Origin of the sequence: Mycobacterium sp. Root135 (assembly GCF_001426545.1) — a bacterium.
GTDB lineage: Bacteria > Actinomycetota > Actinomycetes > Mycobacteriales > Mycobacteriaceae > Mycobacterium.
Map to the genome: position 1 here is coordinate 661,943 of NZ_LMEZ01000001.1, position 17,478 is coordinate 679,420.

Sequence of the window (17,478 nt, forward strand, 5' to 3'; positions counted from 1 at the left end):
AATTCGCTCAGCAGTGGGCAGCGACCAAACAATTGTCTACACTCAACTCGATTCGTTCATTGCGTCTATTTCATCAAGGAATTACATGACCGTCCGATTGAAGCGGGTTCTCGTGACCCTCGCGTCCGGCTCGGCTCTTGCCATGGGCCCCCTGCTCTACGGGACCGTCGTCGTTCCTGCGATCAGCCACGCCGACGAATGTGCTCCCGGCGACGAGGCGTGCCCCGCACCGGCCAAGGGTCTCAATTGCCCCGACGGCACAATCGTCGACGAAGAGAATCACCAGTGCGTCGACCTGGTTGCCGGTATCAGCAAGCAGCTGCAGGCTTTGCCGGCCCCACCGTCGCTCGGTGGCGGCGGTGGCGGCAGCTTGGGCGCGCTGTCTGGCGGAATTCCGTCGCTCGGCACGGTGAACCTTCCCGACGTGGTGCTTCCGAGCCTCGGGTTGGGCCTCGTCCCCGACATCAGCCTCAACTTGCAGCCGAAGCTCCCCGGAATCCAGCTGCCCAGTCCCAAGCTCCCGTCTGCACCGAAGCTCAAGATGCCGGATCTCACGCCAGGCATCCCGTTCATCTGATCGACGGCTGTCGTCCCGCGCGCCACGCCGAGCTCGAAAGTTCGGCGTGCTGCGTTCCTTACCGCTGACCGCGGAGTCTCCGCATCCCCTCGAGAGCATCAAGCGAGCATTCGAAGACCCGGCGTATTGGACCACCCGCCTCGGTGCATTCGAGGGTGGGTCACCGACGCTGGACTCCTTGGACACTGACGCGTCGGGGCTCACCCGTGTCTCGATGACGATGCGCTTCGGCGGTGACCAGCTCCCGGATCCGATTCGACGCCTGCGCCTGGCGTCACTGGAGATCGTCCAGTGCGAGGAGTGGTACCCCGTTGGTGGCACCGTCCGCGGAGAGATCACCGTCGACGCCCCGCGAACGCCGCTGTCCGGACGCGGCGCAGTTGAGCTGACGCCCGACGGGCCGGGCACCCACCTGACCGGCACCGCCACGGTGAAGGTCAACGTTCCACTCATCGGCGGCACCATCGCCACCTTCGTCGCCGGCCAACTCGCCAACGGGATCGTCGACGTCGTCGCGATCACCGACGCCTGGCTGTCCCGGCAGCACTGAACGGCGCTTAGCATGTGCCGGTGGATAATACGCTCGCCTACATCGACCAGGGCTCATTCCTCGCGTTGAGGGCGCTCGGTCGCGGCCCCTTGATCCAGTTCACGTGGATCTACGACCGGGCAGTCGACCTGGACGGGCTGCGCAGGTTCCACGCGAACCTCGGATTCGGCCTCTTGGGTCGGCGCATCGAGCGATCCGCACTTCCCTTCGGCCGGGACAGGTGGGTCGCGGCGCCCGGTCCGGCCACCATCGAGATCGCCGCCGAGGACCGCCCAAGGTCCGAGGTGTGGGAGTGGGCCGACGAACGGCTACGCCTGCCCGTCGACCCCCAGCACGGGCCGTCGTGGCACCTCGGGGTCCAACCACTGACCGGCGGCGGCACCGCGGTCACGCTGATCGTGTCGCACTCGGTGGGTGACGCGAAGGCCATCATCGACGCCACCGTCGACGCCGTCGCCGGCGTCCGCCGTGACCTCGGCTACCCGCGGCCGGGGTACCGCACGCGTCGGCAGGCCGTGCGCGAGGACGGCAGGCGGGCGTTGCGCGACGTGCCCGAGATGGCGAAGGCCGTCGTCGCAGCAGCACGCGTGGCGAGGAAGGAGAGCGAAGGGCTCTCCACGTCGGTCAAGTCCGGAGGCAAGCCGCGGGCGGATCGGATCGCCGGTGCGGACACCGAGGTCGTGGTGCCCAACTCGGTGGTCTTCTTCGACGTCGAGCAGTGGGATCGGCGCGCGAAAGAACTTGGTGGCAGCAGTAATTCGCTGTTCGTGGGCCTGGGCGCACGGCTCGGCCAAATTCTGGGACGCGTCGACGGCGACGGGATGGTGCGGGTATCGCTGCCGGTCAGCGAGCGCACGCCGGGTGACACCAGGGCCAACGCCCTGACCGCGACAACGGTGACCGTCGACCCGAGCACCGTGACGACCGACCTGGGTCGGGTTCGAAGCGACCTCAAGACGGCGCTCACGGCTCTCGCCGACACGCCCAACGAGCTTCTCGGGCCGCTGGCGTTGGTGCCGCTGACCCCGGCCTTCCTCGTACGCCGCCTCGAGGGTTTGGTGCAGCAGGTCGGCAACCCCGTCGGGTGCTCCAACCTCGGCGTGCTCCCACCGGAGACCAACCGTCCCGACGGGACCGAGGCCGACCACATCACGCTCCGGATGCTGGAGCCCAAGATCACCACGACGGTTCTCGACCGTATGGGTGGCCTTCTGTTCGTGGGCTCCGGTCGCACCGATCGTCAGGTGTCCGTCACCGTCGGCAGTTGGGTCGTCGGGGGCACCAACACCCGGGCCGCGCTACGCGAGGCGTTCGCGCAGGCGATGGCCGACATGGGGCTCGTCGGCACCGTCGAATAGCCTGACCGTCATGGCGCAGTCTGCTCGGGACGTACCGATCTCATCGGACTCCATCCGCCTCGGCCAATTCCTCAAGCACGCCGGGATGATCGACAGCGGTGCCGACGCCAAGGGGGTGATCGCCGACGGGTTGGTGCGCGTCAACGACACCGTCGAGATCCGGCGGGGCCGTCAGTTGCGCCACGGCGACACGGTGGCGTTCGGGGACGAGGTCGCCCGCGTAGCTGGGGACGTGACCGAGGGCTGAGCTTCACCCCATGGCCCGGCTCACGCCTTGGCGATGGCGACCCTGACCCCGTCGCCGATCTCCGTTCCGTCGGACGGCTCGCCGAAGGTGAAGGTCGTGGCCAGAATCTCGCCGGCGATCAGGTCCGCGTGGGTGGCCGCCCAGTCACGCCGCTCGGCTGGCACCGACATCGTCACGGTGATCCGGTCCGACACGTCCAGCCCCGAGGACTTGCGCAGATCCTGAAGTTCACGGACGCGGTCCTTGGCCCAGCCCTCCGCCTCCAGCTCGGGAGTGAGGGTGCCGTCGACGACCACCAACCCCGCGCCGTCGGGCAGCGCGGCGGTCCATTCCGGCTCCGCGGCGACCAGCTTGGAGGTGTACTCGGCGGGTTGCAGCGTTGCGGGCCCCGCGGTGAGGGTGCCGTCCGGGTTGACGATGCCCTCGCCCGCCTTGACGGCCTTGATCGCCGCCTGGACGTCCTTGCCCAACCGTGGTCCCGCGACCTTGGCGTTGACGGCCACCTCGAAGCGACCATAGGCGTCGATGTCGTCGGTCAGCTCGACGGCCTTGACGTTGAGCTCGTCGGCGATGAGATCGGTGAAGGGACGCAGCGAATCCGGATCCTGCACGGCCACCGTCAGTTTCGGCAACGGCAACCGGACACGAAGCTGCTTGGCCTTGCGCACCGACGACGCGACCGAGCACACGTCGCGCACCTGGTCCATGGCGACCACCAGCGCGGGATCGGCCGGAACCTCGCCGGCTTGCGGCCAGTCCGTCAGATGCACCGATCGGCCGTCCGTCACGCCACGCCAGATCACCTCGGTGATCAACGGCAGCAGCGGTGCGGCGAGCCGGGCGGTCACCTCGATGACGGTGTGCAGGGTGTCGATCGCGTCGGCGTCCTCGTCCCAGAACCGCGAACGCGACCGTCGCACATACCAATTGGTGAGCGCCTCGGTGAACTGCCGCAGTTGCTCGCACGCCACCGAGATGTCGCACACGTCCAGCGAGGCGGTGAGGTCATCCCGCAGCGCGGCTAGCTTGGCAAGGATGTACCGGTCCAGCACGTTGGTCGAGTCCGTCCGCCACGTGCCCTTCTGCGGCGCGTACAGGGCCAGGAACGAGTACGCGTTCCACAGCGGCAGCAACACCTGCCGGACGCCCTCGCGGATCCCCTGCTCGGTGACGACAAGGTTGCCGCCCCGAAGGATCGGCGAGGCCATCAGGAACCATCGCATCGCATCCGAACCGTCCCTGTCGAACACCTCGGTGACGTCGGGGTAGTTGCGCAGCGACTTGCTCATCTTCTGACCGTCGCTGCCAAGCACGATGCCGTGGGAGACGCAGGTGAGGAAGGCCGGCCGGTCGAAGAGTGCGGTCGACAGCACGTGCAGCAGGTAGAACCAGCCACGGGTCTGACCGATGTACTCGACGATGAAGTCGGCGGGACTGTGGGCATCCGCGCCACCGCTGACGCCGTCGAACCACTTTTGGTTCTCGAACGGGTAGTGCACCTGGGCATACGGCATCGAACCCGAGTCGAACCAGACGTCGAACACGTCCTCGATGCGGCGCATGGTCGACGCGCCGGTTGGATCGTCGGGGTTGGGCCGGGTCAGCTCGTCGACGTAGGGCCGATGCAGATCCGTCGGACGCACCCCGAAGTCGCGTTCCAGTTCGTCGAGGCTGCCGTAGACGTCGATCCTCGGATAGGCCGGATCGTCGGACTTCCACACCGGAATCGGGCTGCCCCAGTAGCGGTTTCGCGAGACCGACCAGTCGCGGGCGTTGGACAGCCACTTGCCGAACTGGCCGTCCTTGACGTGCTCCGGGTACCAGGTGATCTGCTGGTTCAGCTCGACCATCCGGTCACGAAATTCGGTGACCTTGACGAACCACGACGACACCGCCCGGTAGATCAGCGGGTTTCGGCACCGCCAGCAGTGCGGGTAGGAGTGGTCGTAGGTTTCGTGCCGCAGCAGCACGGCTCCGTTGACGACGGCGGCGCCCGTTCCGTTCTTCAGGTCACGGATGATCTGCGGGTTGGCGTCGAAGACGTGCTGGCCTGCGTAGTCGGGAACCGTTGTGTCGAACCGGCCCTTGGAATCCACCGGTGTGACGGCGACGATGTCCGCCGCGTCCGCGGTGGCCTTGTCGTCCTCGCCGTACGCCGGAGCCATGTGCACGATGCCGGTGCCGTCGTCGACGGTGACGAAGGAGCCGGGCAGCACCCGAAAGGCGTTGGGAGAGTCCATGAAATACGGAAACGGCGGAAGGTACGAGACGCCGAGCAGGTCCCGGCCGGAGTGCGAACTGACGACCGTCGGTTCCTCGCCCAACTCGCGCGCGTAGGACGCCACCCGTCCCTCGGCGAGGACGTAACGCCTGCCGTCGACGCCTTCCACCTGTACGTAGGTGACGTCGGGGTTTACGGCGACGGCCTGGTTGGACGGCAACGTCCACGGCGTCGTCGTCCACACCAGGAGATGCGCCCCGGCAAGCGGACCGTCGGTAACCCGGAATCCCACCGTCAACGCGGGATCCTGCCGGTTCTGGTAGACGTCGTCGTCCATCCGCAGCTCGTGGCTGGACAGCGGCGTCTCGTCGTTCCAGCAGTACGGCAGAACACGGTTGCCCTCGTAGGCCAACCCCTTGTCCCACAGTTGCTTGAAGGCCCAGAGAACCGACTCCATGTAGCCGAGATCCAGCGTCTTGTAGTCGTTGTCGAAGTCGACCCAGCGGGCCTGACGGGTGACGTAGGCCCGCCACTCCCCCGCGTACTTCATCACCGACGCGCGGCAGGCGTCGTTGAAGGCGGCGATCCCCAGTTCCTCGATCTGCGCCTTCTCGGTGATGCCGAGCTGGCGTTGAGCCTCGAGTTCGGCAGGTAGCCCGTGGGTGTCCCAGCCGAACCGGCGCTCGACCTTGAGGCCACGCATCGTCTGGTAGCGCGGGACGATGTCCTTGACGTATCCCGTCAGCAGGTGGCCGTAGTGCGGCAGCCCGTTGGCAAAGGGAGGCCCGTCGTAGAAGACGTATTCCTGCGCGCCTTCACGTCGGTCGATGCTGGCGCGGAAGGTCCCGTCGGCGTCCCAGTAGTCGAGTACTTCGAGCTCGAGGTCGGGGAAGCTCGGCGATCCACTCGCCGGTCTCGTATAGGCCGTCACCGTGTTCGTCTCCTGTGCCCATGTTCGACAAGGCACGGGGACGACACCGCGCTCGTGCGCGGACACCGCGGTACCACCCCGCTTGCGCACACGAGGTACGCCGCTCGAATGTGGGCGATGACGGGCCCACCCGTTCGGTTCTACTGAGCTTCCGGGGTCCGGACGCCGTTCTTCCGAAGACTCCCCGGTGATGGCCGGATCGACGCCTCTGCGGAAATCCTAGTGACCGCTAGTGGGCGAGCGCCAGTTCGTGGGTGGCGTGAACCGGCGGCGTGGCTTCCGACGTCAGCTCGATCATCGCCAGCGGGAACTGGTCGGCCAGCTCGGCGACGGTGTACGACTCGAAGCTGCGAGCGTCGAACCACCAGTCCAAGGCGATGACGTCACCGCGGCGGTAGGCGCGAAGCTCGAGGACGTGACCGAGGTGCGTCCGTTCGGCGGCGTCCTCCCCCGTGGCGAACAGCACGGCGGAGACGGTGCCTGACCTCGGGTCGTCGGGCACGCCGTGCACGATCCGGTGTACGGCCACCGCGTCGAGCTCGTGGTGCACGCCGGCAAGCATCTCGTCGGCGTCCAACTGCGCGGGTGCCATGCACGACAGCTCGACGGGTTGCACGCTGGTGCCGTAGCACGGCACGTCGACGCAGACGACGCCGGCGCCGATGGTGCGTTCGATCGCGCGCCCGAGCGCTGCGAGAAGGATCTCGTCCGTGGTCAGTTCCAGGACACCGGCGGCCCCGTCCAGCTCCATGGTCAACACTGCCGACAGTGACGCGGAGACCAGCTCCAGGTCTTCGACTCGAGGGCGGCCCTCGGCGTCGTAATCGGTCAGCTGCAGGTTTGCGCGCGTCATGTGTGGCACGCTACACGGCTGTCCCAGAAATGGGACACATCTGCCAAAACTGTGACGGCCATGTCAATAACGACACCGTTATCCGGTTTGCGGCGGACCCTGCCCAACAAAGGCGACACCGGCTAAGCTGTGGCCGTGCCACGGACTGATGAGAACGGCCGGCAGCTAAAGACCCTGCTCGACTATCTGCTTGACGGAGACGTCGACGCGAGGGCCATTTACGACGCACTCGGTACCTCGAGTAGCACCTATTACCGTCGTATAAAGGAAGCCGACTACCCCAACGCGGAAGAGCTGCGTTTGGTGGCGGATCGCTTCAACCTCAGCTACCCCGACCTGCAGGTTCGCTTCGGGCTGATGACCCGCGAGGAAGTCTGGAATTACGTCGAGTCGGCACCACTCTCGGTGGCCACGATCGCCGAATCCACGACCGAAAGGCGAACGATCCGTCGGCCAAGGCTTCGTGACCTCACACCGCGGGCCGACGCTCCCCCGTTATAAGAAGTAATATTTGCCACCGGCAACTTGAGTTTGAAAGCGACACCTCATGGGATTGGCAGTCCTCATCACCGTCACACTGCTGTGTGTGGCGTGGAGTCTTTGGATTCGCCGTGTCACGTGGTCGTGTCGCTGGGAGGTTGCCGCGACTCTGAACATCGCGCTTCAAGGCGCCACCGTGATGCTGATGTCACCGCTGGCATCCGAGACGGTCGGACACTGGCTGCACTCGCTGACCGGACTGTGGAACCTCGAGGACTACATCGGCCACGACATGTACATCGTCGCGGCGTCGGCGATCGTCTACAACTCGCTCGGCAGGCTGCAGGACGACCATGCCATGCAGGTCACCTTCAAGCAGTACGTCGAGCGTCCCGCCACCCTGTGCATCCCGCTGCTGCTGGCCGCGTTCTCCCTCGGCAACGGCGCGAAGATCTACGCCCCGGACTTCTTCGAGCTGCACACCGACTTCTGGCTCGGCGCCTACTGGCTCCTTCTCTGCGGCACGCTGATCTACCTGTTGGGATACGGCTCGCGGGCGCTGCTGATCCTGCGCAAGGATCCCCGTTCGCGCACGGTCGCGAACGTCTACCTGGCCGCCTCGCTGTGCGGCATGATGGCGTGCGCCGTCCGCATCGTCACGGTGTTCGTGCCCTCCTTGCAGCCCATCGAGAACGGCAACCTGGTGTGGTTCTTCGCCTGCCTGTGCGGTGCGGGCTTCGCGTTGACGTCGGCGCATTCGTGGCGCGTCAAGGCCAAGTGGTTCAGCAGGGCGAGCCGCTGAGCTTTTTGGCGGCGCACGCGCACGAGTCAACCGACGGGCAGGTGCACCGCATCGCGCACTCGATGATCTCCCTCGCTCGAACGAGAGTGGCCATCTGAGAGTCGACGTCGACGAGCTTGGCCTCGGCCAGCGTCCGGCTCGCCGCGCGCCCCGGGCTGTCGTCGTCGAGCAAGACGCGAATCTCCTCGAGGCTGAAACCCGCAGCCTTGCACAGCCCGATTACCTCCAGCCGGTGGAAGACCCCCTCGTCGTACCGCCGGCGGCCGCCGATTCGGCCAGGAGCGCTCAGCAACCCCTCTGACTCGTAGAACCGGAGCGTCGTCGCCGCGACGCCGGAACGCTCGGCTACCAGACCAATGGAGAACGACATCAGGCCATCATCCCCGAGCTTGACTTCGAGTCAACTCGAGGTTCTTCAATGAACGACATGAAAACGAACATGGACGACGCCCTCGCATCGCTCAGCGCCACCCGTTACGTCCAACTGCGGACATACCGCCGCGACGGCAGCGCGGTCGACACGCCAATCTGGTTCGTCCTGACCGGCGACGTGTTGGTGTTCCGAACGAAGCAGGGACCCAAGACCCGACGCATCGCCGCCAACCCGAACGTCGAGCTGTGGCCGTGCGACTTCCGCGGCCGTTACCCCGCGGGGCACCCCACCGTGCGTGGACGGGCGACGATCGTCGGCGGGCCGGCCGCCGAAGCAGGCAACGCCGCCCTGCATCGGCGCTACGGCTGGCAGCACAACCTCGTGCCGCTGCTGCGACTCCCCGGTGTGAAGAACGTCCACCAAATGCTGTCTCTGCGCGAAAAGCTGCGCCGCGCAACGACGACCGACCTGTGGCCGGACAGTGCGATCGTCGAGGTGGTCCTCGACCGCGGCGATGCGGCCGAAGCGACGGCGACACCCTTAGGCGGGGCGTGAACATCCGCCTCGGCCGGTAGCTGGCCGATTCCGCCGGTGCCGACTAACCCGTGGCACGACGGATTCCGGTCAGGAGTCGCCGGGCCGAGCAGGAGCTCAGGGCGTCGTGGAATGCCCCGCCAGCGCCATTTCAGGCAAAAGGTATCCAATTTTGGTGAACACCAATTGATTTGCGACAATGTTTGCCGGAGCGTCAGTTTCTTCAGCGCGGTCGAGGTGCCTAACCGGCTGTGCCATAGTCACACTCGCTACATTGCGCATTGCGTGGTCGCGTTCCCTAAGCTCGACCCACACGTATCGTTTGCGCTGCAGAAAGGGCCACCAATGCTGGACTCGTCGATTCCCGCGATTCTCCGCGAGCGGGCGAGCCTGCAGCCAAATGATCCCGCGTTCACCTACATCGACTACGACGTGGAATGGGAAGGCGTCGAAGAGACGCTGACGTGGGCGCAGCTCCAGCAGCAAGTCGTCACGCTGGCCGCGGAGATCCGCGAACACGCGCAAATCGGTGACCGGGTCGTCATCCTGGCACCGCAGAACATGTCCTACATCCTCGGGTTCCTGGCGTCGTTCGAAGCGAACGTCATCGCCGTCCCGCTGTCCACCCCCTCGATCGGCGCCCATGACGACCGCGTCGCGGCCGTCATGGCTGACGCCCGCCCGACGGTCATCCTCACCACGGCGAGCACCGCCGCTGCGGTTGCCCCCTACGCCACGTCGCAAGATGGCGATGCCGCGCCGGTGGTTCTCGAGGTCGACCGTCTCGACCTGAGCGTGCGCCGCCGGTCGACGTCACGGCGCGAGACGCCACCGGAGACGGCCTACCTTCAGTACACCTCCGGGTCGACGAGGACGCCGGCCGGGGTGATGGTGTCGCAGCGCAACCTGCTGTCGAACTTCGAGCAGCAGGTCGGTGCCCTCCTCAGCGAGTACGGCAAGGTCGGCCCGCAGAACACCACCGTCGTCTCCTGGCTGCCCTTCTATCACGACATGGGGCTCATCCTCGGCATCTGCGCGCCCATCCTCGGCGGCTGGCATTCCGTGATCATGAGCCCGATCGCGTTTCTGCAGCGTCCCGCACGGTGGGTGCAGCAGCTGGCCATCAGGACCCGCGCGCTGACGGCGACGCCGAACTTCGCGCTCGACCTTGCCGCCGCCCGCACCACCGACGAGGACCTGGCCGGGCTCGACCTTGGCGACGTGCTGGCGATCATCTGCGGGGCCGAACGCGTTCAGCCCGTTTCGGTCAAGCGCTTCACGTCTCGACTGGCCAAGTTCAACTTCCCAGGCAAGGTCATCCGGCCGTCCTTCGGGCTCGCCGAGGCAACCCTGTTCGTCGCGACCCGCGAGCCGGGTGAACCGCCCGCCGTCGTCACGTTCGACACCGAGAAGCTGACCGCGGGCACTGCCAAGCGGACGACCACCGGAACGTCCCTGATCAGCTACGGCACGCCAGAGTCACCCCTCGTCCGGATCGTCGACCCGGAGACGCGGCACGAGGCGCCTGCGGGCACCGTCGGCGAGATCTGGGTGCACGGCGACAACGTGTGTGCCGGGTACTGGAACAAGGCCGACGAGACCGAGAGCACCTTCCGCGGCGTCATCGAGAATCCGACCGACGACATCCCGACCGAAACATGGCTGCGGACAGGCGATTTGGGATTCGTCGACGAAAACGAGCTGTTCATCGTCGGGCGCATCAAGGACCTGCTGATCGTCCGCGGACGCAACCACTATCCCGACGACATCGAGGCGACCGTCACCGCGGTCTCCAATGGTCGCGTCGCCGCCATCTCGGTGGAGGACGAAGCCACCGAGAAGCTGGTGGCGATCGTCGAGATGAAGGAACGGGCGACTCCCGAGGAGACCCAGGAGCGGCTCGCGACGGTGAAGAGCGACGTGACGTCCGCGATCTCGAAGGCACACGGAATCAGCGCCGCCGACCTCGTCTTCGTGTCACGCGGGGCCATCCCCATCACCACCAGCGGCAAGATCCGCAGGCAGGCGTGCGTCGACCTGTACCGCCAGGGCCGTTTCGTCCGACTGGACTCGTGACGACACACGCGTTCGGGTTGAGTCGTTGAACTGCCCCGCACCGACGACCCGCAAGAATCGAGTGAACGGACGCACGCAATGACCTCTGGCAATGGCTCGACGTCGGTCGACACCCTTGATGGCGTGCGCCCGTGATCGAAGTCGTCAACGTTGCAAAGACATTCGGCAAGGGTGTGCCCGCTCTGACCGACGTGAGCTTCTCCGTTCCCACCGGGTCAGTGTGTGCGTTGCTCGGACACAACGGTGCCGGCAAGACCACGACCGTCAACATTCTCTCCACGCTGTTGAAGCCGTCCTCCGGAACCGCTCTGGTCGCCGGCTACGACGTGGCCACCGATGCCGTCCGGGTGCGACAGAACATCGGTGTCACGGGGCAGGACGCGGCACTCGACCTTCGCCTGACCGGCCGAGAGAACCTGGTCTTCTTCGGCAGGCTGCGCGGGTTGCGTCGCAGCGCGGCGCGGGCCCGCGCCGAGGAACTCATCCAGCAATTCGACATGGCTCACGCCGCTGATCGGCAGGTAAGCGGCTACTCCGGCGGTATGCGCAGGCGTATAGACATCGCCGTGTCGCTGGTGGTGCCGCCCAAGGTGCTCTTCCTCGACGAGCCGACGACGGGTCTGGATCCCCGCAGCCGGCGCGACGTCTGGAACCTGGTCGCATCGATGGCTGCCCAGGACATCACCGTGCTCTTGACGACCCAGTATCTCGAAGAAGCAGACATTCTCAGCGACTCCATCGTCATCCTCAACCACGGGCAGATCGTCGCGAGCGGAACGTCCGACGAACTCAAGCGGCAGACGGGCAGCAGCTACTGCCAGATGACTGTTCTGAATCCCGAGGACCTGCCGCGTATCGCCTTGGCGCTGGCCGACTTCGAAGAGGTCGAGGTCGACGCCGACACGGGCTCCGTTTCGGTACCCGCGCCTCGCGGTGTGACGACGCTGTCCGAGGTGTTCCGCAGGATGGACGAACTCGACGTCGAACTTCTCGACATCTCGCTGCGCCGCCCGTCTCTCGACGAGGTCTTCCTACACCTGACCAACCCGGTTCAGTCCTGATGACTGCCTTTGCCCTCCTCACCGCCCGCACCTTGCGACGTGGGCGACTGGACCTCGTATTCGCAGTCGTAGTGCCGATTCTCGGCCTGGTCGGCCTCACGTTTCTCCTGCGTGACGTCATTGCGACCGGTCGCATGAGCTACCCCCAATACGTACTGCCTGCGATGGTCGTCCAAGCGATGCTGTTCGGTGCTCTGACCACTACCGATCGCGCGGCCTGGGACAAGATCAGCGGCATCAGCTCTCGTATGCGCACGTTGCCGATCTCGCCCTACACACCGCTGATGGCCCGAATGGCGTACTGCCTCATCCGAGGTGGGCTCGCGTTGACGGCGTCGTTTCTCGGCGCCTACCTGTTCGGGTTCCGGATCACCAGCGGATTCGGCTATGCCGCGGCGTTCGTGCTGATGGCGCTGACGTTGACGCTTGCCTTGTCACTCGGTGCGGATGCGACGGGCAACAAGGCCGGACGGACCGAGGTGGCCAGCCAACTGCTGCTCGTCCCGCAGGTGCTGCTGGTGATGTTGTCGACCGGACTCGCACCGGTCGACGCCTTCCCCGAGTGGCTGCACCCCTTCGTCACGTATCAACCGGTGTCCCAGATCATCGAGACGCTGCGGGGCTTCACGGTGGGCCAGGTGGAGACCGGCAACGTCGTCACCAGCTTGGCGTGGTGCATCGGAATGCTCGTGGTCTTCGGCATCATCGCCGTGCGAATTCAGGGGCGGAGATCGTGACTGCGGTGGCGGAGCGGCGGCGTTCTCTGCTTGCCGAGAGTTGGATCTTCGCCGGTCGGCTCTTCGTCCAGTGGCGCCGCTATCCGATCGTCCCACTGCAGGCCCTGTTGTTTCCCACGGGACTCCTCGTCATCTACGGTCTCCTCGTCGGCAAGTCGATGACCCGGCTTACCGGCAACAGCGGACTGGACCTGCTGATCCCGGTGTGCACGTTGGCAGGCGCGATGTCGGGTGCCATCGGTGCCGGCCTCGCCGTCCCGTACGACCGGGACAGTGGTCTGCTCACCCGGATGTGGATGATGCCGGTTCGCCGAACCGCTCCGTTGACCGGCGCGCTCCTCGCGGAGGCGGTGCGCACCTTCGTCGCATCTGCGATCGTCGTGGCAATCGGGTACGCGATGGGTTTCCGCTTCACCGGCAGTTGGTTGGGGTTTCTCGCCTACCTGCTGATGCCCGTCATCGTCGTCGTCGTGTTCGCGACGATCGTGATCACGCTGGCGTTGCGCCCGCAGGGCCGAATCATCCTGATGTGGACCAATACGGTCTGCACGGGCTTGGCATTCGGGACCCTGGCCCCGTCCGACAAGATTCCCGCGTTGCTACGGCCAATCGCGGACTACCAACCGCTCGCGCCGGCCGCGGCGGCCATGCGAGCCCTGTCCTCGGGTGGCTCCGCGGGGCTGTCGATCCTTCTCACTCTGGTGTGGGCCGCGGTGATCGGAGCGCTGGTGGTTCCCATGGCCGTGCGCAGCTACCGCGGTGCCGTCGAAGGCGGAAAGGTCGACGGCTGAGCCTCGACCGGGGTCAGGACTGGGTCAGGGCGTCGAACCGACGTCGGGAACGACGTCGAAGCTGACTGGCATCTCGAACTTCGATCGCTTCAGGGTGGCGGCAAAGTAGCCGTACTGAAAGGCGATGCCGACCAGGGCGGTCGCAGCGAGTTCGCCTGGCGGACGGCGCAATTCGGTACGGAGGGTCTGCCACGCCTCAGCCGGCGAGTAGCGTCGCCCGGCGTCCTCGACGTGATCCGCAGTGCCGTTGCGGTGTACCCACCGCATGTATGCGTTGCTGTGCCCGTAGCGCTTCCACTGGCTGATCAGATCCCCGACCGTCGCTCGCGGCTCCCACTCCATCAGAACCCTGGTGTCGGCGGCTATCGTGCCAAGCGATTGATTCTGGATGCGCCAGCAGATGTCGGTGTCACCACCCCCACGCATGGCCCTGAAGCCTCCCACCTTGGCAAACGCGATCCTGTCGATGCCGAGATTGGCGGTGGGATAGTAGTCGGGCTGGGGCGGCACCATGCCGATGGTCGCCTTCATCGCCCCGCCTCCCCGTGGAAGCATGAACGGCTGCATTCGGGCGGCCAGGCGTGCGGCAACGGTAGGCCCAGGGAGTGTCCGAACGTTGGTGCAGGACAACGCGACACCTGGTTGTCGCTGCAGCTGACGGTGGGCGTCGAGCAGCCCCGGCAACGGCCGGCAACGACCGTCGACGAACAACAGGACGTCGGCGGTGGAGTTACTCGCGGCCAGCTGTCGGGCGAAGTACGGCCCCCGGCTCTCGGTCACCGTCACCACATGGGCGCCCAGCGAACGTGCCACTGCTGCGGTCTCGTCGGTGGACGCGTCGTTGACCACGGTGACCCGGTCGCCGTCGACGATCTGGTCGAGAAGAGGTTGGAGCAGCCGTGGCAAGTGCTCTGCCATGTCGCGAACCGGGATGATGACCTCTATGGACTGGTCTCCCACAAGCAATCTCCTTCGTAGCGACTGAGCCTAAGCGGCTGGTCCGCCTCGGCCGAGGCCGTAGAGCTGCCAGCCGGCGTCAGACCAGTACTGACGGTCGAGGACGTTTCGGGTGTCGAGTAGCCGCGGGACCTTGACGACCGAACGGAACGACGCGGGTTCGATGCTGCAGTACTCGTCCCACTCGGTGGCCAACACGGTGAGGTCGGCATTGCGGCATGCGTCCTCCGCGGTGTCGAAGTAGCTCAGCGTCGGGAATCGCGTTCTCGCGTTCGCGATGGCCTTCGGGTCGTGCACGCGTACGTCGGCACCCATCAAATGCATTGCGGCAGCGACGTTCAACGCCGGTGAGTCGCGGACGTCGTCGCTGTTTGGCTTGAATGCCGCACCCAAGACGGCGATGCTCTTGCCAAGGAAGTCCCCGCCAACGATCGAACGCGCAGCCGCGACGGCCTTTTCCCGCTGCCTCACGTTGATCTTGTCGACCTCGTGCAGGAAGCGCAACGCGTCCGAGGCTCCCAACTCGCCGGCTCGTGCGCTGAAGGCTCTGATGTCCTTGGGCAAGCACCCGCCACCGAAACCCAAGCCCGCGTTCAGGAATCGTGAGCCGATGCGGTCGTCGTATCCCAATGCCCGGCTGAGCAAGACCACGTCGGCGTCGACGATGTCGCACACTTCGGCCATCGCGTTGATGAACGAAATCTTGGTCGCCAAGAACGCATTTGCGGCGACCTTCACCAACTCCGACGTCGCCAGATCCGACGTCAGGTGAGGTGTGCCGGCGTCGATCAGGGAGCCGTAGACCTCGCGCAGAGTCTTCTCGGCGTGCTCGGACGTGACACCGAACACCAGACGGTCCGGACGTAGCGTGTCCTCGATCGCCTTGCCCTCGCGCAGGAACTCGGGGTTCCACGCGATTTCCAGAGCATGGGGTGACGACGACTCCCCCAGTTCCGCGGCCAGCCGTTGGGCCGTGCCGACCGGGACGGTGGACTTCCCGACGATCAAGCCGTCGCAATCCGCGCTCGCGACGACCGCCTTGAACGCGCTGTCGACGTATCGGACGTCGGCGGCGTCCGAACCCGCCAGCTGTGGCGTTCCGACACACACGAAGTGAACCGACGCGCCTGAGACCGCTTCGGCGGCGGATTGGGTGAAGCGCAACCGTCCCGTGGCGAGCACGGTACCCAGCAATTCGTCGAACCCGGGCTCGTAGAAGGGCGAGGAACCGGCTGAGAGCATGGCGATCTTGGACGCGTCGGTGTCGTACGCGACGACTTCGTGGCCAAGATGAGCCATGCAGACCGCATGGACCGCCCCGAGATAACCCGTTCCGATAACGCTCAGCTTCATCTCACTGCACTCCACGTGTAGAGGTATGTTTCGGTCAGGTGGTCTTCGACGATCGTTTCATGCCGTGCGTGTTCCGCCACATCGCCGCCCGTTCGTGCGCGGCAGTCGAGCGGTCGTCGACCAGCCCGTGACCACGACGGTGCACTGAACGATCTTAGAGGGCGCCGCATGCGTTTCGCTCTCGGCGGTGGCTTTGCTCGGCCGGGTCGGCGGAAGGCACTCGGGCCGCCGCGCCAGCAACCATCCGCACGGGCTGTGGCAAGACGCCATCGGGAGGAAGGGAGCTAGCGGTTCCAGGGGGCAAATCGTAGGCCGGACGGCGGCGCCGACACCGCATTCACAGGGGTCGTTCAGGCTTGCGCACGTACCGGGTTCAGTTGCTAGCCTTACTCGACATCGGTTGGGAGAAAACATGATTGAGCACGACGGGCGCGGTGCGCGACTGGTCGACCCGTCACCGTCATGACGACCAGGGACATGCGCGTCGTGGCGTGGCCGAGGTGGTACGACAACCCGTATCTCCCCAACGTGGTCGAAGGCCTCAATCGGGAGGGTTTGCATTCCGGTTCGGCTCACCTGTTACTCACCGCGGCGACGCGACTACGCGCTGGCGATTGGTTGCACGTTCACTGGCCTGGTGAGACGCATACCTACGCTGCGCGCTGGAGATACCAGCGCGGCGCCAGATCGGTCGACGCCCAACTGCGTGCCCTCAAGCGCAGGGGTGTGCGGATCGCGTGGACCGCCCACAATCTGCTGCCACATGACGATCCACACCCGGACCTAGGCCACCAGGCTCGCGCCAACCTGCTCGGCCTTGCCGACCACGTCTTCGTCCATTTCGAAGGCGCCCGAGCGGAATTGGCCAGGGAATTCGGGTATGCCGGTCCGAGCACCGTCGTGCACCACCCCCACTACGCGGATGCCTACCCAACGCCCCCGTCCCAACGGGCGGCCCGCGAGGAGCTCGGCCTTCCGGCGGACGGCTTCGTTGCACTGGCATTCGGCCTCATCCGGCCCTACAAGGGCATCGACACGCTCATCGAAGCGTTCGGCCGGTGCGCCAGGGACGATGACCGGTTGCTGATCGCGGGCGCTCCCGTCGGCGGCGTGCAGTCAACCCTGGAGACGGCCGCAGCCGATCCACGCATCGTGCTCCACGCGCGCAAGATTCCGGACTCGCGGGTACCGACGTACTTCGCCGCCGCCGACGTCGCGACCATTGCCCACCGCGCCTTCTTCACCTCCGGCAGCGCCCTGCTCAGCTTGAGCATGGGCTGCCCGATCGTGGGGCCTTCGGTGAACCACCTCGCCGACCTCGCCGGTGGGCACCGGCTCTTCCCTGCCGACACCAGCGCAGACGGGTTGGCAGATGCGCTGTGCAGAGCGCGCGAAGAGTCCTCCCTCGTTGACCGAGTCGCCATCCGCACCTGGGCCGTCGACCACGGTTCGTGGCAGGCCGCAACCGAGACGATGGCCAACACGCTGTTCGGCCGCCCGGGCGGTTACCCGGATGGCCACACCCGAGAGGGCCGCGGCAACCAGGCTAGCTAACCCTCTTGGGGACCACGGCAACC

17 protein-coding genes are annotated in these 17,478 nt (G+C 66.0%); 12 read left to right on the forward strand and 5 right to left on the reverse strand.

The genetic code is table 11. The features are described 5' to 3' along the window. The first annotated feature begins 85 nt into the window (after window positions 1-85). Genes ASD37_RS03245 through ASD37_RS03260 form a run of 4 tightly spaced genes read left to right on the forward strand, consistent with a single transcriptional unit; the run spans window position 86 to window position 2,732 of the window. On the forward strand, window positions 86-577 hold the full coding sequence (locus tag ASD37_RS03245; RefSeq protein ID WP_056547997.1) for a hypothetical protein: 492 nt from the start codon (window positions 86-88) through the stop codon (window positions 575-577). 46 nt (window positions 578-623) lie between these two features. Further along, a complete protein-coding gene (locus tag ASD37_RS03250; RefSeq protein WP_056548000.1) occupies window positions 624-1,127 on the forward strand; it encodes a DUF2505 domain-containing protein in 504 nt (167 codons plus the stop codon). A gap of 20 nt (window positions 1,128-1,147) precedes the next feature. Further along, entirely contained in the window at window positions 1,148-2,485 is a 1,338-nt protein-coding gene (locus ASD37_RS03255) for a hypothetical protein (RefSeq protein ID WP_235567958.1), read from the forward strand. Between the two features lie 10 nt (window positions 2,486-2,495). After that, a complete protein-coding gene (locus tag ASD37_RS03260; protein ID WP_056548006.1) occupies window positions 2,496-2,732 on the forward strand; it encodes an RNA-binding S4 domain-containing protein in 237 nt (78 codons plus the stop codon). A 20-nt stretch (window positions 2,733-2,752) separates the two neighbouring features. Here the strand turns inward: ASD37_RS03260 and ileS are convergent, their stop codons facing one another. Continuing rightward, entirely contained in the window at window positions 2,753-5,884 is a 3,132-nt protein-coding gene (gene ileS, locus ASD37_RS03265) for an isoleucine--tRNA ligase (RefSeq protein WP_056548010.1), read from the reverse strand. A 229-nt stretch (window positions 5,885-6,113) separates the two neighbouring features. Next, complete coding sequence (locus ASD37_RS03270) at window positions 6,114-6,737, reverse strand: hypothetical protein (protein ID WP_156720704.1); 624 nt, start codon at window positions 6,735-6,737, stop codon at window positions 6,114-6,116. 135 nt (window positions 6,738-6,872) lie between these two features. Between ASD37_RS03270 and ASD37_RS03275 the strand changes: the two genes are divergently transcribed. Together ASD37_RS03275 and ASD37_RS03280 are read left to right on the forward strand one after the other, a co-directional pair. Then, the gene (locus tag ASD37_RS03275; protein ID WP_056549752.1) at window positions 6,873-7,238 is read left to right on the forward strand and encodes a hypothetical protein; all 366 of its coding nucleotides are present in this window, start codon (window positions 6,873-6,875) and stop codon (window positions 7,236-7,238) included. A gap of 46 nt (window positions 7,239-7,284) precedes the next feature. Then, on the forward strand, window positions 7,285-8,019 hold the full coding sequence (locus tag ASD37_RS03280) for a hypothetical protein (RefSeq protein WP_056548016.1): 735 nt from the start codon (window positions 7,285-7,287) through the stop codon (window positions 8,017-8,019). Here the strand turns inward: ASD37_RS03280 and ASD37_RS03285 are convergent. Further along, window positions 8,000-8,389 carry a MerR family transcriptional regulator gene (locus ASD37_RS03285; protein ID WP_056548019.1) on the reverse strand — a complete coding sequence of 130 codons (390 nt, stop codon included), beginning with the start codon at window positions 8,387-8,389 and terminating at the stop codon, window positions 8,000-8,002. The two genes, ASD37_RS03280 and ASD37_RS03285, sit on opposite strands and share 20 nt — an antisense overlap. 48 nt (window positions 8,390-8,437) lie before the next feature. On the opposite strand from ASD37_RS03285, the gene ASD37_RS03290 reads away from it, so the two are divergent. The 5 genes from ASD37_RS03290 to ASD37_RS03310 all read left to right on the forward strand — a co-directional run bounded on the left by ASD37_RS03290 (window position 8,438) and on the right by ASD37_RS03310 (window position 13,591). Continuing rightward, entirely contained in the window at window positions 8,438-8,947 is a 510-nt protein-coding gene (locus ASD37_RS03290; RefSeq protein WP_370072198.1) for a PPOX class F420-dependent oxidoreductase, read from the forward strand. A gap of 324 nt (window positions 8,948-9,271) precedes the next feature. After that, on the forward strand, window positions 9,272-11,002 hold the full coding sequence (locus tag ASD37_RS03295) for an AMP-binding protein (protein ID WP_082569923.1): 1,731 nt from the start codon (window positions 9,272-9,274) through the stop codon (window positions 11,000-11,002). A gap of 131 nt (window positions 11,003-11,133) precedes the next feature. After that, on the forward strand, window positions 11,134-12,063 hold the full coding sequence (locus ASD37_RS03300; protein ID WP_056548023.1) for a daunorubicin/doxorubicin resistance ABC transporter ATP-binding protein DrrA: 930 nt from the start codon (window positions 11,134-11,136) through the stop codon (window positions 12,061-12,063). Further along, window positions 12,063-12,800 carry an ABC transporter permease gene (locus ASD37_RS03305; protein ID WP_056548026.1) on the forward strand — a complete coding sequence of 246 codons (738 nt, stop codon included), beginning with the start codon at window positions 12,063-12,065 and terminating at the stop codon, window positions 12,798-12,800. Before ASD37_RS03300 ends, ASD37_RS03305 begins: the two co-directional genes overlap by 1 nt. Further along, window positions 12,797-13,591, forward strand: coding sequence for an ABC transporter permease (locus ASD37_RS03310; RefSeq protein ID WP_056548029.1), 795 nt, complete (start codon window positions 12,797-12,799; stop codon window positions 13,589-13,591). The genes ASD37_RS03305 and ASD37_RS03310 overlap by 4 nt, the downstream gene beginning before the upstream one ends. Window positions 13,592-13,615: 24 nt before the next feature. Here the strand turns inward: ASD37_RS03310 and ASD37_RS03315 are convergent, their stop codons facing one another. Then, a complete protein-coding gene (locus ASD37_RS03315; protein ID WP_056548032.1) occupies window positions 13,616-14,551 on the reverse strand; it encodes a glycosyltransferase family 2 protein in 936 nt (311 codons plus the stop codon). Between the two features lie 27 nt (window positions 14,552-14,578). Beyond that, window positions 14,579-15,901 (reverse strand): UDP-glucose/GDP-mannose dehydrogenase family protein, encoded by a 1,323-nt coding sequence (locus ASD37_RS03320; RefSeq protein ID WP_056549758.1) that lies wholly within the window; start codon window positions 15,899-15,901, stop codon window positions 14,579-14,581. Between the two features lie 462 nt (window positions 15,902-16,363). On the opposite strand from ASD37_RS03320, the gene ASD37_RS03325 reads away from it, so the two are divergent. Next, the gene (locus ASD37_RS03325; protein WP_056548035.1) at window positions 16,364-17,455 is read left to right on the forward strand and encodes a glycosyltransferase; all 1,092 of its coding nucleotides are present in this window, start codon (window positions 16,364-16,366) and stop codon (window positions 17,453-17,455) included. The last annotated feature ends 23 nt before the right edge of the window (window positions 17,456-17,478 follow it).